This is a genomic window from Mesorhizobium sp. M0830 (assembly GCF_040319965.1).
Lineage (GTDB): Bacteria > Pseudomonadota > Alphaproteobacteria > Rhizobiales > Rhizobiaceae > Mesorhizobium.
Genome location: NZ_JAMYOR010000004.1, coordinates 1 through 20,768, shown reverse-complemented (window position 1 = coordinate 20,768; position 20,768 = coordinate 1). Strand labels below are relative to the sequence as shown.

The window sequence follows — 20,768 nt, the reverse complement described above, 5'->3', positions numbered from 1 at the left end:
CATTCAGTTGCGGTTCAGCTTCCATCTCATATAAGCTCCCATGCAAAGGCGAAAATGCCTTGCAAAATGCAACAGAGGCGGTGGGAACACCGATATTGCACCATGTGGAAGTCTCTCGTCGCTGCCGTCGCCCTGGTCGCCGCCATCGGCTCGGCCCATGCCGCAAGCGCGGTCAACAAGGACGCCGAGACCCGCACGCTGATCGTGACCGAGGGTGGCAGCAAAAGCGACCTGGCGCTGGCCGCTGGCGAAACCGTCGAGTTCTGCCCGAATGGCTGTTTCGTCACCTTGCCCAATGGCGACCTCGAAGCCCTGACCGGCTCGGAAACGGTCGAAATCTCGGGTGGCGTCGCCCGCATCAAGTAATCTTGGCGGCATGATTGGAAAAGGCCGGGCATTTGCACGGCCTTTTGCCGTTCCGGTATCGATTGTTTAACAATGACGCCGGAAATAGCGCCACGGCAGCCACAACCAAACGCAACCGGCCCTGCCAGCGGTGCCTGAGTTAACCCCGCTTCGGAAGGCGACCCGCTCAAGTCCCGGATGTGAAGCATTTCACCCTGTGGTCGCTCGGCTTTTTGCCAATGTCGCAAACAGGCTTCATCAGCGCCACCGCTCCGCCCTATAGTCCGCCCGCTTTATCACTTTGGAGTCGCGGGCAATGGCAGAGTTTCCGAAAAAGGCAAAGGTCGTCATCGTCGGCCTCGGCGGTATTGTCGGCGCATCGATCGCCCATCATCTGATCGAGCGGGGCTGGGACGATATTGTCGGCATCGACAAGTCAGGCATCCCGACCGATATCGGCTCGACGGCGCACGCCTCCGACTTCTGCTACACGACCAGCCACGATTTCCTGTCATGCTGGACGACGCTCTACTCCATCGATTTCTATGAGAAGATGGGCCACTACGCGCGCATTGGCGGGCTCGAAGTCGCGCGCGTCGGCGACGACAGCCGCATGGAGGAAATCAAGCGCAAGATCGCCTCGGCCAAGGCGTTTGGCACGCGCGCTCGCCTGATCGAACCGGCCGAGATCAAGGAAAAATTCCCGCTCATCGAAGAAGCAATGGTGCAGGGCGGCCTATGGGATCCAGACGCCGGTCTCGTCATCCCGCGCTCGCAGACCGTCGCCGGCAAGCTGGTCGACCAGGCGGAAGCCTCCGGCAAGCTGAAATCCTTCGCCAATACGCCGGCCCGGTCTCTTGTCGTCAAGGACGGCCGCATATCAGGCGTGGTGACCGACCGCGGCACCATCGAGGCCGATTATGTCGTCGTCTGCGCCGGCATTTGGGGCCGGCTGATCGCGGAAATGGTCGGCGAGGACCTGCCGGTCATGCCGATCGATCATCCGCTCACGTTCTTCGGTCCCTACAATGAGTTTGCCGGCACCGGCAAGGAGATCGGCTGGCCGCTGCTGCGCGACCAGGGCAATTCGGCCTATATGCGCGACACCGGCGATCCCAAGACCGCCGAGGGCGGCCAGATCGAATGGGGCTACTACGAGGAGACCAATCCGCGCCTTTGCCATCCGCGCGATCTGCTTGAGAAGGACCAGGCGCGGCTTTCGCCCTCGCAGCGCGACCTCGACATGGAACAGATCCTGGCGCCGCTCGAGCGTGCCATGGAACTGACGCCGATCCTCGGCGAACTCGGCTACAACGAAAGCCACTCCTTCAACGGCCTACTACAGGTGACGGCGGATGGTGGCCCGTCCATGGGCGAAAGCCAGAAGGTGCGGGGCCTTTGGTATGCCGTCGCCATCTGGGTCAAGGACGGCCCCGGCATGGGCAAGCTCATCGCCGACTGGATGACCGACGGTCGCACCGCGATCGACCATCACGCCATCGACTATGCGCGCTTCTATCCGCACCAGACGAAGGAGCAGTTCATCTGGGACCGCTGCACCGAGACGGCGATGAAGGTCTACAATCCGGCCGTGCATCCGCGCGAGCCTTTCTCCAAGGCCCGCAACATCAGACGTTCGCCGTTCTGGGAGCGCGAGAAGGAACTCGGCGGCTATTTCATGGAGCTGGGCGGCTGGGAGCGCGCGCATGGTTATGCCGCCAACGAGCATCTGCTGGAGAAATACGGCAACCGCGTGCCGGTGCGCGAGAACGAGTGGGACAACCGCCATTTCTGGCGCGTTTCCAATGCCGAACACCTCGCCATGAGCGAGGATGTCGGCATCGTCAACCTGTCGCATTTCGCCATGTACGACATCGAAGGCCCGGACCATGTCGCGTTGCTGGAATGGCTGTGCGCGGCCAAGATCGGCGGCGACAACAACATCGGTAAGGGCATCTACACCCACTTCCTCGACGAGGAAGGCATGGTGCGCGCCGACTTTACCGTCATCCGCATGGCCGACCGCTGCCGTTTGATCGACGGCGCCGACGCCGGCCCGCGCGACTTCCAGTACATGCGCCGCACGGCGCAGGACAAAGGCTTTGATGTCACGATCACCGATGTCACCGAGAAATATGTCACCGTCGGTATTTGGGGGCCGAATGCCCGGGCGACCTTGCAGAAAGTTGTCGAGAATCCGGACGGGCTTTCGCATGAGAATTTCCCATTCGCGGCGATCAAACCGGTTCGTATCGGCGGCAAGGACGTCACTGCTTTCCGCATCTCCTATGTCGGCGAGCAAGGCTGGGAACTGCACATGCGCTACGAGGACGGCCTATCCGTCTGGGATGCCCTGCGCTCGACCGGCGTGATGCCGTTCGGCGTCGAGACCTACGCCAACACGCGCCGCATGGAAAAGAGCCTGCGCCTGCAGAACGCCGACCTTTTGACCGAATACAATCTGCTCGAAGCCGATCTGGCTCGGCCGAAGGTCAAGGAGAACGACTTTTGCGGCAAGGCCAAGCATGTCGAGTATCGCGCCCGCAAGCACCAGCCGGCCATGCTGTGCACGCTGGTGATGACCAGCAATGTCGATTCGAAAGGCGTCTCCCGATATCCCGTCGGCACCATGCCGGTGATGGACCCGAAGACCGGCGAGACGCTGGTCGACGAACTTGGCCGGCGGTCCTTCACCACCTCGATGGCCTATGGCCCGACCATCGGCAAGAACATCGGTCTTGCCTATCTGCCGTGGGCGTACGCCCAGGAAGGCCGCAAGCTCACCATCGAATATTTCGGCGAAACCTATCCGGTTGAAGTGGCGGCTGTCGGCTACAAGCCGCTCTATGACCCGGAGAATTTGAAGCCGCGCAGCTGAATGTTGCAGGACTGTGAATGCAAAGCCCGGCTCGGCCGGGTTTTGCTCTTTTTAAACGGACGATTCTCGCTTACCCTCTGCGAATGTCTGCTTTTGCCTGCGCCAGACATTTCTTTTCAGGCTGCGCCGCGTTCGCGCTGACGCTCTGGGTGACGCCAGTATCCGCTGCGGATGAGCCGGTCGATGTCGAGTTGGTGCTGGCCGTCGATGTTTCGCTGTCGATGTCGCCGGACGAACTCGAGATCCAGCGTCACGGCTACGCCGCGGCGCTGACGCATGACAATGTGCTGCAGGCCATTGCTGACGGCGCCCATGGCAAGATCGCGGTCACCTATGTCGAATGGGCCGGCACCAACTGGCAGCGCGTCATCGTGCCGTGGACGGTGATTGCCAGCCGCACCGATGCGGAGCGAGTGGTTGCGCAATTGTCCGCCCAGCCTCCTAACAGTGCGCGACGAACCTCGATCTCCGGCGCGCTCGAATTCGGCAACGACCTGTTCGCCGAAAGCGGCTACCAGGGGACGAAGCGGGTCATCGATATTTCGGGCGACGGCCCCAACAACCAGGGCGCGCCTGTCAACCTCACTCGGGACGAGCTGATCAAGCAAGGCATCGTCATCAACGGCCTGCCGCTGATGACCCGAGGCGGCTTCACCGGCGCCTACGATGTAAACAATCTCGATCGCTATTACAGCGACTGCGTCATTGGCGGCCCCGGAGCCTTCATGATCCCGGTCAACGACTGGACGCAGTTTCCCGAAGCCATCCGCCGCAAGCTGGTGCTGGAACTTGCCGGTCCGGCCTCGCCGCAATGGGCGGCGGAAGAAGCCGCGCACCCACCGGTGGTATCGGCGCAGGCTCAACCCGCCACCGACTGCCTGATCGGTGAGAGGATGTGGCGCAACCGCAGCTGGATGTTCGACAGTCGCTAGCTTGCTACTCCAGCCGAAGCATTGGCAAAATACCCGGGCCGCGCTATCAGCCGGAGGGGACCCGCGGTCGAAACGGAGGAAAGATCAGATGAAACGTCTAGCCATCCTGACTGCTGCTGTCGCGTCCCTGCTTTTTGCCGACGGCGCCAGCGCCCAATACAACGACGAGCCCGCCTGCATAATGTTCGAGCACGCGAATTTTCGCGGGCGGTCCATTGGTATGGAGCCCGACGATTCCGTAAACTTTCGCGGCGGCCAGTTCTGGAACGACCGTGTTTCGTCGGTGATCGTTCGCCGCGGCTGCACGCTTGTTGCCTATGAGGATTCCCGGATGGGGGGCCGTTCGATCGAAATCAGGCGCAGGATCCGCGATTTCGGCGGTAGCGAGTGGAACGACCGCATCTCGTCGGCGGAGTGCTATTGCGACGGCTACTGAAGGTTATTTGGATTTAAGGCAGCCCGCTCCGTTTCGGGGATGGGCCGCCCGATAGTGTTGACTATACAGCCGCCGGCTCGCCGGTTGCCTCACCAAGCTGTTCATTGACAAGCCGATTGGCGTCTGTGAGACAATTTCCTCAGCGAAAACAAAAGGGGAACTGACATGACTAGGATCGCCGTTATTGCCGCAACATTGACGCTTGCCACCGGTCTGTCCGCACCGGCGATGGCAGCCACCTCGGTTACCATCGGCATCAGCGGCTGGACCGGCTTCGCGCCGCTGACGCTTGCCAAGCAGGCAGGCATTTTTGAGAAGCACGGTCTGGATGTGACCTTGAAGAAAGTGCCGCAGGCGAGCAGGCCGCTTGCCATCGCCAGCGGCGACCTGCAATGCGCCGCTACCACGGTCGAGACCTGGCTGGTTTGGAACGCCAGCGGGGTTACTACCAAGCAGATATTCCAGCTCGACAAATCCTATGGCGCCGACGGCATCGTTGCCCGCAACGACATCAAGACCGTCGCCGACCTCAAGGGCAAGACTGTCGCGTCCTCGGCGCCGGGCACGTCACCCTATTTCATGCTTGCCTGGGTGCTTAACAAGAACGGCATGTCGACCAAGGATGTGACCGTCGTCAACCTGGAGCCGGACGCGGCGGCGCAAGCCTTCCTCGCCGGGCAGAACGATGCGGCGGTGACCTATGAGCCGTTTATTTCTGCGGTGCGCGACAAGTCCGACCAGGGCCACATCCTGGCAACCACGCTCGACTACCCGATGGTGCTCGACACGGTTGGCTGTACGCCCGAATTCCTCAAGGCCAATCCGGATGCGGCCAAGGCGCTCGCCGATAGCTATTTCGACGCGCTCGACCTGATCAAGAAAGATCCGCAGAAATCCTACGAGACCATGGGCGCCGATGTGAAGCAGTCGGCCAAGGAGTTCGAGGATTCGGCGAAATACCTGAAATGGGCCGACAGGGCGGAAAACAAGCAGTTCTTCACCAAGGAATTCCAGGACTTCTCCAAGACCGCCGGCGAACTGCTGCTGCAGATGGGGTTGATCAAGGAAGCGCCCGACGTTACCACGCTGGCCGACACCAGCGCGTTGTCGGACTAACAGTGCTGCCTTTGACCGCAATGCGGCGGCGCTTGGCGCTGCCGCCTTCTCCTGGACAAGTGACGATTTGAAGATGGGGACGATTTGACGATGCGCCCCTTGCATCCAGTCTCGCCGGGCATCCGAACCGTGCTCGGCATTTCGTTCTTCGTGCTGTTCGTGGTCTTCTGGGCGTGGATCACGCTTGGCGGCCACGTCAACCGCATCTTCCTTGCCGATCCGCTATCGATGCTGCGGGATGGCTGGCGGCTGCTGGTCGAGGATCGTTTCTGGCTCGACATACTGATCACGATCTGGCGGGTTTTCGGCGGCTTCCTGCTAGCATCGGTCGTCGCGGTGCCGCTCGGCATCGCGATGGGCGCCTGGAAGCCGGTGGAAGCGTTTTTGGAGCCGTTCGTCTCCTTCGCACGCTACTTGCCGGCCTCGGCCTTCATTCCGCTGCTTATCCTGTGGGCCGGCATTGGCGAGCTGGAAAAATTGCTCGTCATCTTCGTCGGCTCGGTGTTCCAGATCGTCCTGATCATCGCGGTCAAGGTCGGCAGCACGAGACGCGACCTCGTCGAGGCGGCCTATACGCTCGGATCCACCAACGACGGCATCGTCAGACGGGTGATCATGCCGGCCAATGCGCCCGAGATCGCCGAGACCTTGCGCCTGGTGCTCGGTTGGGCCTGGACCTATGTCATCGTCGCCGAGCTTATCGGCTCGTCCTCCGGCATCGGCTACATGATCATCAACAGCCAGTCGCGGCTGGCAACGGGGCAGATCATCTTCGGCATCATCGTCATCGGGCTGATCGGGCTGTTGTCCGACTTCGCCTTCAAGGCATTCAACCGCTGGCTCTTTCCGTGGAGCCTGGCGTGAGCAAGCTTCTCATCGAAGGGGTCTCGCGCACTTTTGCTGGCGTGAGCGGCGGAGAGCCGGTCAAGGCATTGATGCCGATCGACGTGGCGGTCGCCGCCAACGACTTCATCACCATCCTCGGGCCATCCGGATGCGGGAAGTCGACATTGCTGCGGATCGTCGCCGGGCTCGAAGCACCGAGCGAGGGCCGCGTGCTGCTCGACGGCAAGGTGGTGACCCGGCCCGGGCCGGATCGCGGCATGGTCTTCCAATCCTACACGCTGTTTCCCTGGCTGACGGTTGCCGAAAACATCGCCTTCGGCCTGCGCGAACGCGGCATGCCTGAGAGGGAGCGGGACGGGATCGTCGCCTCCTATGTCGACCTTGTCGGCCTGAAGGGGTTCGAGAACCATTGGCCGAAGCAGCTCTCCGGCGGCATGCAGCAGCGCACGGCGATTGCACGGGCGCTGGCCAACGATCCCGAAATCCTCTTGCTGGATGAGCCGTTCGGCGCGCTCGACAACCAGACCCGCGGGCTGATGCAGGAGCTGCTGCTCGGCATCTGGGAACGCCGCAAGAAGACGGTGCTGTTCGTCACTCACGACATCGAGGAGGCGATCTTCATGGCCTCGCGGGTGATCGTGATGACGGCGCGGCCTGGCCGCATCAAGTCGGATGTCGCCATCGACCTGCCGCATCCGCGCCATTACACGCTGAAGACCAGCCTGGAATTCTCGGCGCTGAAGGCACGGCTGACGGAGGATATTCGGATCGAGGCGATGCGCACGGCGCAGGTGTAGTTCGCCTGGCTCACATTGGATCGCGATCGGATAAGATGCTCGGCTCGCTCAACAGGCGTTTCAGGCGTGAAAGGTCACGCGTCGAGGCATCCAGAGCCGCCATGAACGCAGCCCACTTCTTCGCGTCGAGGCGAAAGCTGCGCCGGTCGGCCAGTTTTTCGGATCGCGTCGTTCTCTTACTCACGTGACACCTGATCAGGCCGCCAGCAACTGCTTGCGGTCGACGCGCTCCTGCTGCGGCGAGCGGGCGTAGAGTTCGCGGTAGCATTTGGAGAAATGCGAGGCCGAGACGAAGCCGCAGGCGACCGCCACCTCGACCACCGGCAGCGACGACTGGATCAACAGGTGTCGAGCGCGGTCGAGCCGGATTTCGAGATAATAGCGGGCAGGGGATCGGCCCATCTCGGTGCGGAACAGCCGTTCGATCTGTCGGCGCGACAGGTCGACATGGTCGGCGATCTCTATCAGCGACAGCGGCTCGGAAAGATTACCCTCCATCAACTCGATGATGGTCAGCACTTTCGAGTTCTGGACGCCGAGGCGGGCGCGCAGCGGCAGACGCTGGCGGTCGGTAGGGCTGCGCACGCGATCGGTCAGCACCTGCTCGCAGACGCGGTTGACGAGGTTCTCGTCAAAGTCGTCGCCGATAAGTTTCAGCATCATGTCGAGCGCCGCGGTGCCGCCGGCGCAGGTGTAGACGTTCTGGTCGATTTCGAACAGGTCGGCAAAGACATTGGCCTTCGGGAACGCCTCGGAAAAGCCCGGCAGGTTCTCCCAATGGATGGCGCAGCGCTTGTTGGACAACAGGCCGGCTGCCGCGAGGATATGCGCGCCGGTGCACAGACCGCCGACGGCGACGCCGCGATTGTACTCCTCGCGTAGCCAGGCAAAGGCTGACTTGTTCTGATAGCGCTCGACATCGATGCCGCTGCAGACGATGGCCATGTTCGGCCGGTCGGGGCCCGCCATCTTCTTGCGCTCTTCCTCCAGCGAGGTGTTGACAGCGCATTCGACCCCGTTCGAGGCACGCACCGGCTTGCCATCAATGCTGGCCAGGCGCCAGCGGTAGGCTTCGTAGCCGAGCATGCGATTGGCGGAGCGTAGGGGATCGAGCGCGGTCGCAAAAGCGATCATGGTGAAATCGGGAACAAGGAAGAATACAAACGATCGCTTGATCGGATGCTTTACGGCGTTCAAGTGAACCTCACTCATCCATGGCGCGAACAGGATGTCGCGAATAGCATAGCGACATCAGGAAAAACCATGTCTGTCAATTGGCTACGCCGCCCGGAAAAGATTAAATTTGCGACATGGGTCGCAAATGGGCAATCTGCGTGCAGCGAGCCCCGGAAGTGGCACCCGCTGTTCAAAGGACAGGCAGCGTGCGTCCACCGGCAGAACAAAAACGCCGCTCTGGCTGGAGCCAGGCGGCGTTACAGTTCTAAAGCAGCGGCAGGGATGCGCTGCCTCTTAATCTTCAGGCGACGAAGCCCAGGCGCGCCGCATTCATGGCGCCGGTCTGGCCGGGCATGGTGTTGGCGAGGCGCTGGCGCTCGAGAGCGGTGGTCAGGTTCATTTCGCGGCGGGCGAAGAGGCGTGCAAAAAGCTTCATAATCATCTCCATTTGTTGCTCAGACGGGTCGCCTTCGCTTGATGGAGTGGGGCAGCTCGTTTGCTGGCGGTGATATAGGCTCGTGTAAGCAGAAACTAAATCGCAAAAGCGAAGCGCTTGATATGAAAAGCGACATCCAATGCGACAAATTTGGGCAAAGTGCCCGAAATTTATGATTGTTTACAACGAATTAATTGGAAACAGGAGCTGCTATGCGGCTTTCTCATATGCGTCATGCGCGAGCCACATGGCTCCGAAACTCATTTGAACACAAATAAAATAGGGAAGGCCTGCCGGGCTGGTTCGCGCGGCAGGCCTTCAGCAAATGCTACACACGATCTACTTTGCTCCAGCCCAGGATCCGGCGCCATGGCGTGCATTGGTCTTGGCGTCGGAGGCTTCAGGCCAGCCGATATCCTTCTGCAGTTCGATCGGCAGGGAGCGGATAGCGCGTTCGGTCTGGTAGCGGGCGCGGGCCGCGCTGAATTCGGCCGCGATACGACCGATGGACGACAGAATAGACATTATGTTCTCCTTTGGCATCTGGCGCAGCCAGACTGCGGTTGGCAAATCGGGTTCGTTTCAACTTCATTCGCGTCGAAGGCAGGTCCTGGTTCGCAGGTCATTTCATGGTGCCGATGGCAGCGACCTGCTTCGATGGAGTTGACTATCCTCCCGTTCTGATGTTCAATCAAACGAAATGGAATGATGTTTTGTATCAGAAAAATTGAAGGTCGGTCCCCATGAACGCCCCGCTCAATCATCCACTGCCGTTGCTCGATCTTGACGTTTTGCGCACTTTCGTGGCGATTGCCGAGACCGGCAGTTTCACCACCGCCGCCAATGCCGTCTTCCGCACGCCGTCGGCCGTCTCCATGCAGATCAAGAAGCTGGAGGACATCCTTGGCCGCTCGATGTTCGCGCGCGACGCCCGCTCGGTGTCGTTGACCACGGATGGCGAAATGCTGCTCGGCTATGCCCGCCGGCTGCTGTCGATCAACCGCGAGGTGGTGTCGAAGTTCATCATTCCCGAGATTGTCGGCGTGGTGCGGCTTGGTTCGCCGGATGATTACGGCGAGCGCGTGCTGCCGCATGTGCTGAAGCGTTTTGCGCAGTCGCATCCGTCGATCGCCGTCGACGTCACCATCGACCAGAGCAGCAATCTGCGCCGGCGCATGGACGACCGGGCGCTCGACATCACACTGCTGACCAATTCCTACAAGACCAGCGCGCTCGGCGCCGAGGTGCTGCTGACCGAGCCTATCGTCTGGGCCGGCGCCAAGGGCGGCTGCGCGCATCTGCGCGAGCCGTTGCCGGTATCGCTGTGGGAAGAGGGATGCGCCTGGCGGGCGGGAGCGCTCGATGCGCTTGGCCGCGAGGGCCGCAATTACCGCATTGCCTATATGAGCGCGCACACGGCCGGCCAGCGTGCCGCGATCATGTCCGATCTCGCCGTGGCGCCGCTGCCAAAGTCGTTTCTCGGCAACGACATGGTCGAGCTTTGCCCGAAGGACGGCATGCCCGACATCGGCACCTACAATCTGGCGATGGTGGTGGCGCCGGACGCCAGCGCGCCGGTCAAGGCAGTCGCCGACCACATCCGCGCGACCTTCGAAGTGTTCCGGGAAACCGGCAAGTTCTGATCCGCCAATAGGTTCGAACTGAAAGCAGAAGCACTACTCCGCCGCCGCGGCGGAGGGCGCTTCGAGGCCGGTTCTCATGTCTTGCCCGATCGGCAAGCGGTCCTCACTGAGAAATGCGACGATGTGCTGGCGGGCGCGGCGTGATTCCGGCATGTCGATCAACGGCCAGACGTGGAACATGCCTTCCTCGTAGACGACATCGACTTCGACGCCGGCGGCACGCGCCTTTTGCGCGAAGATCAGATTGTCAGGCGTCAACAAATCGCGTGAGCCAGTCAACAGCAGCGTTTTCGGCAGCACCGACAGATCGCCATAGAGCGGGCTGATGTGCCAGTCTGACGGATCTATTCCTGCACTATAAAGGCGGATTGCCTCCCGCCCGCCCGCAATGCCCAGCCATGGGTCGTCGCGTTCGGCCTCGAACACTTCGGGGTTAGCAAGCGACACGTCGAGGCCGGGTGAAATCAGCACATGGCGTGACGGCACCGGCAGGCGCTGTTCTGCGGCCATCATGGTCAGCACCACAGCCATGTTGCCGCCGGCGGAATCGCCCATGAAGACGATGTCTTCGGCCTCCGTCTCGTCGAGCACCTGGCGGTAGACGTCGCCGACCATGCCGAACATGGCGTGGAAATCGTGTTCGGGGGCGATGGGGTAGATCGGCACGGTGATGCCGTAGCCCAGCCGGTCGGCCATGTCGGCGATCAGGTGCCAATGATAGGGCGTGATTTCAAAGACATAGGCGCCACCGTGTAGATACAGTATCCGCTTCCGCTCGCCGGCCCTGGGGGCGATTTCATAGACGGGGAAGCCATCGATCGTATGCATCTCGACGTTAAGACGCTGACGCAGCGAGACAGGAGGCTGGTGATCCTCGGTCTTGCGCGCGGCGGCGATCCAGCGCTGCAGGTTCTCCGGGCTGGAAAACGCCTTCTTGCGGCTGTGCCTGAGCACGAAGGACACGACGTGGCTTTTCAGACTTGGCATGCTGATACACGAACTTCGGCCAAAGCCGACTAAGAGAACCCCTCTATTTCTGAAGATTGTGCCGTCGCTGAAAATGTCAAGATTTGTGTGTCTACACGGTGGTGTGATCCGCGCGCGGAGGTCAGCGATGCGGCAAAAGCGCGGCACGCAGCCGGTTGCTTGTGATTGTCGGGGCCATGCGAGGTCCGCGGCGGACGCCGAGCAATTTACATTTGTCGGCGAAGGTCATCAGCGCGATGTAGCCAGAAGCAGCGAGGCAAGCGCGGCTTGAGGATCGTTCGGCGGCGATGCTGGCCAACCAATATCCTTCTGGACATGAGCCGGCAGGCTATTCAGCGCGCGGATCGCCTTGTTGCTGGCGTGGGTCTGCCTGATGGTCACACCGAAGCGACCGAGATTTCCAAACATCGACATTTTCATCTCCCTTGACGAGCGGGGCCGAGGACTATCTTCGGCCGCCTTTCGATGCTCGGGTAAATGCACCTGCCATGTATCAGACGGATTTCGCTAAAACGGCGGTTTGGTTTCCAAGTCGTCGCGATTTGGAAACATTTGCATACAAATGAAATTATACCGAAGTCAGTGCTCCGGCGCCAACGCGCGTGAAAAAACGAGGCGTCCGATGACTCGAATAATTTCCTCTTGCGCCCTTACTGCTCCCGACCACGCCGCCGCCCCTCGTGGCCTTCGCGCGAACGCCGGCGCGGGGCGGCATCGCCGGCAACGCCATCCTCGCTGACCGTCTTGCGCGGCGGCAGTTTCACCGCCGCCGATAGTTTCGGGAATGGATCGACCTTGTTGGGCAGCGCCATGGCGTAGACGAAATGCTCCTGGAATTTCGGTTCGAGCGCCGTCTCGATCTTCTCGATCTTGCTGACCGTGTCCTCGACCTCGCGGCGATAGCCCCGATTGAGCAGCGCCATGCGGGCGCCGGCACCGGCGGCGTTGCCGACCGCTGAAACCTTGTCGAGGTCGCAATCCGGGATCAGACCCAACACCATGGCGTATTTCGGATCGATGAAGGAACCGAAGGCACCGGCGAAGTGGATGCGGTCGACATGCTCGGTGTTCTGCTTTTCCATCAACAGCTTGGTGCCGGCATAAAGCGCTGCCTTGGCGAGCTGAATGGCGCGCACGTCGGTCTGGGTGATGGTGATCTTCGGCCCATCTTCCTTCAATGCGGAGCCTTCCTTCAGCACGTAGGAGAAGGTGCGGCCGTTGGCGACGACACGCGGCGAGCGGGCCGCAAGCCCTCCATCGATGACGCCGTCCTCCGAGATGATGCCGGCGAGATACATCTCGGCTACCACCTCGATGATGCCGGAGCCGCAGATGCCGGTGACGCCGGTTGCCTGGACGCTGTCGACGAAGCCCGGCTCGTCGGACCACAGGTCCGAGCCGATGACGCGGTATTTTGGTTCCAGAGTGTCGGGATCGATGCGTACGCGCTCGATTGCGCCGGGCGCGGCTCGCTGGCCGCCGGAGATCTCAGCACCTTCGAAGGCTGGGCCCGTGGGTGAGGAGGCCGCGACGACGCGCGTGCGGTTGCCAAGCACGATCTCGGCATTGGTGCCGACGTCGACGATCAGCATCATCTCGTCCTGGCGATGCGGACCTTCCGACAGCGTCACCGCCGCCGCGTCGGCGCCGACATGGCCGGCGATGCAAGGCAGCATATAGAGTCGGGCGCCCGGATTGAGCTTCAGGCCGATGTCCGATGACTTGATGTGCACCGCGCCCGAAACGGCGAGCGCGAAGGGCGCGCCGCCAAGCTCGGTCGGATCAATGCCAAGGAACAGATGGTGCATGATCGGATTGCCGACGAAGACGGAATCCAGGATGTCGTTGCGCTGGACGTTGCCTTCGGCGCAGACCTTGTCGACAAGACTGGAGATCGCCTCGCGCACGGCGACCGTCATGCCTTCACGGCCGTCCGGGTTCATCATCACATAGGAGACGCGGCTCATCAGATCCTCGCCGAAGCGGATCTGCGGGTTTGAGGTGCCGGACGAAGCGGCGACGCGGCCCGACAGCAGCGACACCAGATGCATGGCGATGGTCGTCGAGCCGATGTCGCAGGCGAGCCCATAGGCCTCGTTCTTAAGACCGGGCCAAAGTGCCACGACACGCGCGGTCTCGCTGTCGGCATCCTTGTAGATCGCGGCGGTGGCGGTCCAATTGCCCTTGCGCAGGATGCCTTGCACCTGCGGCAGCAGATAAAAATCGAAATCGAGGCTTTTCAGGCCCCAGTCGTGCATCAGCGCGATCTTCAGGCGGTCGAGGTCGCCAAGCGGCTTATGCATGTCGGGTTCTTCGATCTCGACATAGCACATGCGGATCGCCGAATCGCGGGCGATCACCCTGGTGTCGGCATCCTTGCGGATCGTCTGCGCGTTGATGACCGTGTCCTGCGGCACGTCGATGACGAGGTCGCCCAGGATCTGCGCCGAGCAGGAGAGGCGGCGCCGTTCGGGCAGGCCACGGACGCGCTCATAGCGCTCTTCCTTGGCGCCCTTGGGCGTGATGTGATCGTTGGAGGAAACGATCTTGTGCTTGGCAAAATTGCCTTCCTGCACCTCGACCTGGCAGCGCCCGCAGGTGGCACGTCCACCGCACACACTTTCGACGTAGACGCCGAGCTGGCGCGCGGCATCGAGCACCGGCGTCCCGACAGGAAACCGCCCGCGCTTGCCCGACGGCATGAACAGCACGAGCGGATCGGTGATATTTGCAGGTGAGTTCACGATTGCGCGCTTATCCTCGACCCATCCGAGCTTCACGGCCGCCACGGCGGCGGCCGCCATTGTTGGCGCCTTCGCCCGGCGCGTTGACTTGCGTCGGCGCGGCGACCGCCTGGCCGCCCTCGGCCGGCTTGTAGTCCTTGTAGGTGCGGATCCAATTGGTGCAGTTCTCATCGGTGCCGTTGAGCACATTGGCGCCGCGCACGGCTTCCATCTCCTGCGGCCGCACCGGGTTCATGATCGCCGACGTCATGCCGGCGCCGATCACCATTGGGATGAAGGCGGCGTTGATGCCGTGGCGATGCGGCAGGCCGAACGAGATGTTGGACAGGCCGCAGGTGGTGTTGACCTTGAGCTCCTCGCGAAGACGGCGCAGCAGCGCGAACACCTGACGGCCGGCATCGCCCAGCGCGCCGATCGGCATGACCAGAGGATCGACGACGATGTCATGGGCGGGAATGCCGAAATCGGCGCAGCGCTGCACGATCTTCTTGGCAACGGCGAACCGCACATCCGGATCCATCGAAATGCCGGTCTCGTCGTTGGAGATGGCGACGACGGGCACATTGTATTTCTTGACCAGCGGCAGGATGGCTTCGAGCTTTTCTTCCTCGCCGGTGACGGAGTTGACCAGCGGCCGGCCCTTGGCGACCTTGAGCGCGGCTTCGATCGCGGCGGACACCGAGCTGTCGATCGACAGCGGCAGGTCGACCAGACCCTGGACGATTTCCAGCGTCTGCACCAAGAGGCCGGGTTCGGTCTCGTTCGGGTTGACCGAGGTTACGCCGGCATTGACGTCGAGCATGGTAGCGCCACAGGCTGCCTGCTCGAGCGCATCCCTGATGACGGTCTCGAAATTGCCCGCGATCATCTCGGCCGCCAGCTTTTTGCGGCCGGTCGGATTGATGCGTTCACCAATCACGCAGAACGGCTGGTCGAAGCCGATGATGATTTCTCGTGTCGCCGAGGCGACGATGGTACGGGTCATGAATTCTCTCCGCCATGATATAAAGATTTCTTTATATCGTTGTCTGTTTTCGTTCAAGCGAGCCGGTGGTCGTGCGCTATCAGTGCGCGGTCCTCACCATGTCCACCTGCGTTTCGGTAATGTCGTCGTGCAAGATGCTGTCGAGCCGGTCGGCGACAAGCTGGTCGTCGCGACGGATTTCGCGTTTCCACGGCTGGCGGCCCTTCAGCACGCCCGATTCATCAACGATCTCGGCGACATATTCCTCCTGCCGGTAGGCCATCACATGGACGCCGGAGACGCCTGATATTTCCTTCACCTCGTTGATGATGTCGATGCAGAGCTGCTTGCCTTCCTTCTTCTGGTCCTGGGCGCCTTCCAGCCGCTTGATGACCTGATCGGGAATATGGATGCCTGGCACGTTCGAGCGAATCCACTTGGCCGTCTTGGCCGAGGCGAGTGGGCCGACGCCAACCAGGATGAAGCATTTTTCGGTGTAGCCGAGGTCGCGCACCTTCTGCATGTAGGTGCGAAACATCGGCACGTCGAAGCAATACTGGCTCTGCACGAATTGCGCGCCGGCGGCGATCTTCTTGCCCAGGCGATGCGGGCGGAAATCGATCGGCGGCGCGAATGGATTGATCGCAGCACCGAGGAAAAGCTGGGGCGGCGTCGTCAGCTTGCGGCCGGACAGGAACTTGCCGTTATCGCGCATGATGCGGCAGGTCTCGAGCAATGACATGCAGTCGAGGTCGAACACCGGCTTGGCGCCGGGCTGGTCGCCGGCCTGCACGCCGTCGCCGGTCAGGCACAGCATGTTGGCGACGCCCATCGCGGCACCGCCCAGCACATCGCCCTGGATGGCGATGCGGTTCTTGTCGCGGCAGGCGATCTGCATGATCGGCGCATAGCCCATGCGGGTCAGCAGTGCGCAGATGCCTACCGACGACATATGGCAGTTGGCGCCGGATGCATCGACGGCATTGATGGCATCGACCCAGCCATCGAAAATCTTGGCGCGGTTATAGACGTCTTCCGGATCGGCGCTGTCGGGCGGATTGAGCTCTGTCGTCACCGCGAACTCGCCACGCCGAAGCACGCGCTCCAGCCGGCCGCGCGAGGTGTGGCCGGGCAGGGGGTCGAGCGGCAGGTGGATACCGGCCGGGTTCTCATCGCGCTGGCGTCCGATCATGCCGATGCCCCGGTGTTTGCCGCCTCATTCTTGGCGGCAGCGGCGGCTTCACGCGCGGCGGCGGCCTGCGCGGTCACCCGCAGCCACGCCGAGGTCTCACGCAGAGACTGGTCGACCGGCTTCTGCACCGTCAGGATCCTGTCGCCGTGAACCATGTTCTGCGAGCCTTCCCAGGCCTTGACCCAGACGCAGGGCATATCGGGCTCGACCTCGCAATTGCCGTTGGCGCGGACGCCGCCGCAAGGGCCGTTGCGCAGCTGCTTGGGGCAGTTCATTGGGCACGACATGCCGGTCGACGACAAGATGCACTGGCCACACATGCGGCAGTCGAACATGAAGCCCTTGACGCGCTTCTCGACGAATTTGATCGGTCCTTCGACGCGGCCGTAGCCGATGCCTTTCCACAGGGGATGGAGCGTCAGGAACATATCGGCGAATCTGGCGTAGAACCATTCGAGCAATCGCGAGTGCCGCACAGACCATAATCTGACCGCGAAGGAACGCTGCACGCGCCGCTGCGGCGACACGTCAGCCGGCTTGTAGTCGGATTTTGGCGCTGCCTTCTTGACCAAAGTGGCCTGGGTAATCGCCGGGGTGGTTTCAGACATTTTCCTTGCCGCCCGCCTTGACCAGACCGACAAGCCGCTCGCGGTCATATTTCGTGTCGATATCGTTGAAGGCCTTCTCGACCTCGGCTTCAAGGTCATCGCTGACCGGAACGGGATCGGCCTTGCGCCATTCGGCCAGATAGTCGTCAGTGCCACCGGCGCCGGTGCGCATAGCGCACATGTCGATCGCCTCGGTGAAGCGCAGCGGCAGTTCGCGCTTGGCGTTCTGCCGACCCTTCTTGACGATCACCTGGGCAGGAATGTCGCGCCAGTAGACGACGATCAGATCGGCCATGAATTCTCGCTCCCGTAGAACGCCTCCCGTCCGCTTGGACGCACACAAGGACACTCTACCACTTCAATTTGCTGCATCAGGCTTTCCGAAGATCGATTCCTATTTTCGGGGCCGATGCAATATCCGAGCATTGCCGCAACCGCAGTTGGGTCGCTTGTTATGGGACGACGCGCGCGCATTCAAAAGCGACGCATTTGGATGTCGTAAAATGAAAGGTGTGCTTATTCGTCTGTGGCGCGTGCCGGCGGCAGATTAGACGCGTTGGAAAAGCCGGCGCGCGGCATGCGGATCCGGGAGAAGAACGCGCTACCAGATGCCCATTCTCAGGCCAGTCCAGAGGTAGAACCAGATCGTTGGATGATACCATTGTTGCGACGGCAGGCCCGGGTCGATGGTGGTGAGTTTTCCGGCCAGCGCGTCGCTGATAGCCTCGACGCAGATGTCGCGCGAGAACGCGGCCTGACGAAGCGCGTAACTGGAGATGGTGTCGCCGCGTTTCGGCTGACCGTGCACCTGTTTCAGCACGCCGCCAGTGTCGACGCCGGCATCGACCAGATGCACGGTGGTACCGAAATTCTGCGGATCGCCTGAAGTCAGTGCCCAATAGCCGCCGTTCATGCCGCGGTATTTCGGCGTAATGCCAGCGTGATAGTTGAGCACCGGGCAAGGCATCCTGGCCAACATGCCCTTCGATAACAGCCTGCAGCCGTTCAGCAGGACAACGCCAGGCTGGAGCTTGTTGATCGCCTCGAGGCACTCCGGCCCGTTGGCCGAAGCAACATGGATGATTTCCTGGCCTCGCCGCGGCTCGACCTCCAGCTTTTCTTCGGCAATTAGCCGCGCGGCATGGCTGGCGAGAAGCCGTTTGCCGAGTCTGCTGAGCACCATCGTGCCAAGTTGACCCACGGCGGAGATCCAACCCTGACGGCGAGCCCGACCACGAAGCAATTGCTTTTTGGATTCAGGCGTTTCGAGGACGACGCTGACAGGGCCGACGCGGTCGGTGATCGCGTTGACGATAGCCCAGACATGCTGGCCTCCTCCAGTGACGACCACGATCCGCGTACTGGATTCTGATGCTGCCATGGATCTTGCCCCCTCCAAGCAACCCGTTCTCGACAATGGGCGGGATGCTAGGGCGTTCGGGTTAATCCTTGGTGATCAGCTCTTCGATACATGGTCAGCGCTGGAACTCGATGATGTCGAGCTTCGATTCATAGTAGGGCGCCGGAAATTCGATGCGCCATTCCTTGGCGCTGTTGCGAAAGGCATAGCCGACCTGGTCGGTCTGCGGACCACTGCCATAGGGCTTTGCCGGATCGCTGTTGACATAGAAGGAGCCGAGATAGATCGCACGTTTTTCGCCATCGTCGAAGAAACGGCCCTTGGTGCGCTGCGAGCCGCTGATCTTTTCCAGCTGCCAGCCGGAACCGTCGTCGGTCACCTTACATTTGAACCAGCCATAGATGACGAGCGGCAAAGGGCCGCCGGCCTTGATCGTGCGGCACTGCCAGTTGCCGGTCAGGCCCTTGTCGGAGAAGGAAACCAGCGGCTTCGCCAGCAAGGTGTCGAGCTGCCTGACTTCGGCCGGATCACCCGCTTTCGCCTCGGCGAGCGCTGCCTTGCGCGTCTCGCCATATTTGTCGAGCCGCGCCTTGTCGGCGGCAGTGATGAGTTTCTGCACCTCGCCGTCGGCAAAGGCAGGAAGAGTGCAGCAGAGCAGGCCGACAAAGGCGAACAGCGGGCGAAGTGTCATAGGAAGCCTCCCGGTTGAAGTCTGGCGCAGTGCCGGCTGGTGCATATCTATCGGGTCGCTGGCGCCTGTCATCCGTGCTTAACAGCGTCATGGTCAAAAATCATGGTGTGACGAATGCGAATCTTACTCACGGGGTCGTCGGGGTTAGTTGGCAGCGCACTGGCACCGCGCCTGCGCGCGATTGGGCATGACGTCACCGGGCTCGATCCTGCGCCATCGGCGGAGACGCGCCTTGTCGGCTCGATCGCTGATCGCAACCTTGTCATGCGGACGGTCAGGGAAAACCAGATCGACGCGATCATTCACAGCGGCGCGCTGCACAAGCCCAACATAGAGAGCCGCGCAAACAGCGATTTCGTCGCCACCAATATGCAAGGCACGCTCAACCTGCTCGATGCGGCGGTGGCGGCCGGCGAGCAGCGCTCTGATCGCCGATGCTCCGTCGGTCGTAGTGCGCAATTTCCCGGATTTTCCGGGCCCCTACGCGCGAAAGGGCTGGACGATATTTTCCTCGATCGACCGGGTCTACGGCGCCGCGCGGGGCGGCCTAGCCGGTGCCGGCAGCGGCCTGCGCCACTCCGGCCGTCAGATCGCCATAGCCGGTGGCGCGGCGCTCATAGACCAGACCGAGCATTTTCGCAGCCTTTTCGGCTACCTTGTCGAGCTCCGGATCGTTGGTCTGTGCGAGATAGATCAGCTTCTCGTAGTTGCCGAAATAGTCCTTGATCAGTTCCGGGTGCTTGTCGAGGCCGAGCGGCTTCATGAAGAAGGCGTCGAACTGACGGCACAGGAAGTCAGTCATGTAGAACGACATCATGTCGTCGTCGGCGACCTTCGCATAGGCGTCCATGCCTTGGTAGAAGGCGAAGCAGTGCGGCCCTGCCATGCGTTCGACGCCATGCTTCTCGCAGACGCGGTCGAGCATGCCGCCGGTGCCGCAATCGGCATAGCCGACGAAGATGTGCTGATAGCCGTCCGCCCTGGCCTTTTCGATCGCGTTGTCCATGGCCGGCGCTATGCGGTCCGGATAGAAATGGAACTCCGCCGGCAGGCAAGTCAGGTCGAGATGATCGAGCTTGAGCTGCTCCTTGACGGCCAGAACCTCGCGCGCAATCATCCCACAGGCGATAACGAGCAGCCTGTCGTCTTGATTCGGTTTCGTTATTTGCGTCTTGGCCATGGGACCAGTCGAGTCGGCTTTCGTTGCTGTGGTGCTGATTTATCTGTTGAGGGAGACACCGTTCATGAAACTGCTACGCATCGCGCCGATTGCCATCTTGGCCTGCGCGCTAGCCCTTACGGCTTGCGCGAACACTGTCCGCGGCGTCGGCAAGGACGTCAAGTCGACGGCCAAGGCAGTCGAGGACACCGTCACCAAGCCTTGATCCACGCGCAGCCTTCCTCATCATCTGGGGACAAAAAAGCCGCGCTGCAAGGCGCGGCTTCTTTCATGGAGCATTTCGGGGCCGGCTCAGGCCGAAGCGCGAACGTTGTGCTTGCGCTTCATGTAATCCTTGGCGGTCTCGACCGCCACCGCCGCGTCGCGGCAGTAGGCATCGGCGCCGACGGCCTTGCCGAATTCCTCGTTCAGCGGGGCGCCACCGACCAGCACGACAT

23 protein-coding genes and 2 pseudogenes are annotated in these 20,768 nt (G+C 61.6%); 10 read left to right on the top strand and 15 right to left on the bottom strand.

Features of this window, described 5'->3' with window-relative positions; genetic code table 11:
* Positions 1-102: 102 nt before the first annotated feature.
* From NKI20_RS03930 to NKI20_RS03900, 7 genes are all read left to right on the top strand, one after another.
* Positions 103-366: a hypothetical protein gene (locus NKI20_RS03930; RefSeq protein ID WP_352828455.1), complete on the top strand. Its 264-nt coding sequence runs from the start codon at positions 103-105 to the stop codon at positions 364-366.
* Between the two features lie 295 nt (positions 367-661).
* A complete protein-coding gene (locus tag NKI20_RS03925; protein WP_352828453.1) occupies positions 662-3,223 on the top strand; it encodes a GcvT family protein in 2,562 nt (853 codons plus the stop codon).
* Positions 3,224-3,306: 83 nt separating this feature from the next.
* Positions 3,307-4,155 (top strand): DUF1194 domain-containing protein, encoded by an 849-nt coding sequence (locus tag NKI20_RS03920; protein WP_352828451.1) that lies wholly within the window; start codon positions 3,307-3,309, stop codon positions 4,153-4,155.
* A gap of 88 nt (positions 4,156-4,243) precedes the next feature.
* The gene (locus tag NKI20_RS03915; RefSeq protein WP_352828449.1) at positions 4,244-4,591 is read left to right on the top strand and encodes a peptidase inhibitor family I36 protein; all 348 of its coding nucleotides are present in this window, start codon (positions 4,244-4,246) and stop codon (positions 4,589-4,591) included.
* Between the two features lie 165 nt (positions 4,592-4,756).
* Positions 4,757-5,707 (top strand): ABC transporter substrate-binding protein, encoded by a 951-nt coding sequence (locus tag NKI20_RS03910; protein ID WP_352828447.1) that lies wholly within the window; start codon positions 4,757-4,759, stop codon positions 5,705-5,707.
* A 90-nt stretch (positions 5,708-5,797) separates the two neighbouring features.
* Complete coding sequence (locus tag NKI20_RS03905; protein WP_352728480.1) at positions 5,798-6,571, top strand: ABC transporter permease; 774 nt, start codon at positions 5,798-5,800, stop codon at positions 6,569-6,571.
* Positions 6,568-7,350 (top strand): ABC transporter ATP-binding protein, encoded by a 783-nt coding sequence (locus tag NKI20_RS03900; protein WP_352602830.1) that lies wholly within the window; start codon positions 6,568-6,570, stop codon positions 7,348-7,350. The genes NKI20_RS03905 and NKI20_RS03900 overlap by 4 nt, the downstream gene beginning before the upstream one ends.
* A gap of 10 nt (positions 7,351-7,360) precedes the next feature.
* Here the strand turns inward: NKI20_RS03900 and NKI20_RS03895 are convergent, their stop codons facing one another.
* The 4 genes from NKI20_RS03895 to NKI20_RS03880 all read right to left on the bottom strand — a co-directional run bounded on the left by NKI20_RS03895 (position 7,361) and on the right by NKI20_RS03880 (position 9,487).
* The gene (locus NKI20_RS03895; protein ID WP_352602828.1) at positions 7,361-7,618 is read right to left on the bottom strand and encodes a type II toxin -antitoxin system TacA 1-like antitoxin; all 258 of its coding nucleotides are present in this window, start codon (positions 7,616-7,618) and stop codon (positions 7,361-7,363) included.
* Complete coding sequence (locus NKI20_RS03890; RefSeq protein WP_352602826.1) at positions 7,546-8,562, bottom strand: GlxA family transcriptional regulator; 1,017 nt, start codon at positions 8,560-8,562, stop codon at positions 7,546-7,548. The genes NKI20_RS03895 and NKI20_RS03890 overlap by 73 nt, the downstream gene beginning before the upstream one ends.
* Positions 8,563-8,827: 265 nt before the next feature.
* Positions 8,828-8,962, bottom strand: coding sequence for a hypothetical protein (locus NKI20_RS03885; protein WP_013531161.1), 135 nt, complete (start codon positions 8,960-8,962; stop codon positions 8,828-8,830).
* Positions 8,963-9,301: 339 nt separating this feature from the next.
* Positions 9,302-9,487: a hypothetical protein gene (locus tag NKI20_RS03880; RefSeq protein WP_023757759.1), complete on the bottom strand. Its 186-nt coding sequence runs from the start codon at positions 9,485-9,487 to the stop codon at positions 9,302-9,304.
* A 218-nt stretch (positions 9,488-9,705) separates the two neighbouring features.
* Here NKI20_RS03880 and NKI20_RS03875 point away from each other — a divergent pair, with 218 nt between their 5' ends.
* Positions 9,706-10,605, top strand: coding sequence for a LysR substrate-binding domain-containing protein (locus tag NKI20_RS03875; protein ID WP_023757757.1), 900 nt, complete (start codon positions 9,706-9,708; stop codon positions 10,603-10,605).
* A gap of 33 nt (positions 10,606-10,638) precedes the next feature.
* Here the strand turns inward: NKI20_RS03875 and NKI20_RS03870 are convergent, their stop codons facing one another.
* The 9 genes from NKI20_RS03870 to NKI20_RS03830 all read right to left on the bottom strand — a co-directional run bounded on the left by NKI20_RS03870 (position 10,639) and on the right by NKI20_RS03830 (position 19,151).
* Positions 10,639-11,592 (bottom strand): alpha/beta hydrolase, encoded by a 954-nt coding sequence (locus NKI20_RS03870; RefSeq protein WP_023757756.1) that lies wholly within the window; start codon positions 11,590-11,592, stop codon positions 10,639-10,641.
* A gap of 228 nt (positions 11,593-11,820) precedes the next feature.
* Positions 11,821-12,006 (bottom strand): hypothetical protein, encoded by a 186-nt coding sequence (locus tag NKI20_RS03865; protein ID WP_023757754.1) that lies wholly within the window; start codon positions 12,004-12,006, stop codon positions 11,821-11,823.
* 236 nt (positions 12,007-12,242) lie between these two features.
* Positions 12,243-14,396 carry an ASKHA domain-containing protein gene (locus NKI20_RS03860; protein WP_352828440.1) on the bottom strand — a complete coding sequence of 718 codons (2,154 nt, stop codon included), beginning with the start codon at positions 14,394-14,396 and terminating at the stop codon, positions 12,243-12,245.
* Entirely contained in the window at positions 14,347-15,321 is a 975-nt protein-coding gene (locus NKI20_RS03855) for a methyltetrahydrofolate cobalamin methyltransferase (protein ID WP_352828438.1), read from the bottom strand. Before NKI20_RS03855 ends, NKI20_RS03860 begins: the two co-directional genes overlap by 50 nt.
* Before the next feature lie 79 nt (positions 15,322-15,400).
* On the bottom strand, positions 15,401-16,492 hold the full coding sequence (locus NKI20_RS03850) for a methylenetetrahydrofolate reductase (RefSeq protein WP_023757751.1): 1,092 nt from the start codon (positions 16,490-16,492) through the stop codon (positions 15,401-15,403).
* Positions 16,489-17,100 carry a methylenetetrahydrofolate reductase C-terminal domain-containing protein gene (locus NKI20_RS03845; RefSeq protein WP_352485596.1) on the bottom strand — a complete coding sequence of 204 codons (612 nt, stop codon included), beginning with the start codon at positions 17,098-17,100 and terminating at the stop codon, positions 16,489-16,491. The genes NKI20_RS03850 and NKI20_RS03845 overlap by 4 nt, the downstream gene beginning before the upstream one ends.
* Positions 17,093-17,395: a virulence factor gene (locus NKI20_RS03840; RefSeq protein ID WP_023757749.1), complete on the bottom strand. Its 303-nt coding sequence runs from the start codon at positions 17,393-17,395 to the stop codon at positions 17,093-17,095. The genes NKI20_RS03845 and NKI20_RS03840 overlap by 8 nt, the downstream gene beginning before the upstream one ends.
* 306 nt (positions 17,396-17,701) lie before the next feature.
* The gene (locus tag NKI20_RS03835; RefSeq protein ID WP_352828433.1) at positions 17,702-18,481 is read right to left on the bottom strand and encodes a formyl transferase; all 780 of its coding nucleotides are present in this window, start codon (positions 18,479-18,481) and stop codon (positions 17,702-17,704) included.
* Between the two features lie 94 nt (positions 18,482-18,575).
* Positions 18,576-19,151, bottom strand: a complete 576-nt coding sequence (locus tag NKI20_RS03830) for a DUF4893 domain-containing protein (protein WP_352828431.1) — start codon at positions 19,149-19,151, stop codon at positions 18,576-18,578.
* Positions 19,152-19,265: 114 nt separating this feature from the next.
* Between NKI20_RS03830 and NKI20_RS03825 the strand changes: the two are divergent.
* Positions 19,266-19,517, top strand: a pseudogene (locus NKI20_RS03825) (NAD-dependent epimerase/dehydratase family protein); the annotation flags it as partial.
* 181 nt (positions 19,518-19,698) lie between these two features.
* On the opposite strand, the gene NKI20_RS03820 reads toward NKI20_RS03825, so the two are convergent.
* Positions 19,699-20,331, bottom strand: a complete 633-nt coding sequence (locus NKI20_RS03820; RefSeq protein WP_352828428.1) for a DUF1638 domain-containing protein — start codon at positions 20,329-20,331, stop codon at positions 19,699-19,701.
* A 64-nt stretch (positions 20,332-20,395) separates the two neighbouring features.
* Between NKI20_RS03820 and NKI20_RS03815 the strand changes: the two genes are divergently transcribed.
* A complete protein-coding gene (locus NKI20_RS03815) occupies positions 20,396-20,536 on the top strand; it encodes an entericidin A/B family lipoprotein (RefSeq protein WP_023757744.1) in 141 nt (46 codons plus the stop codon).
* Positions 20,537-20,622: 86 nt separating this feature from the next.
* Here NKI20_RS03815 and NKI20_RS03810 read toward each other — a convergent pair.
* Positions 20,623-20,768, bottom strand: a pseudogene (locus NKI20_RS03810) (cobalamin-binding protein); the annotation flags it as partial.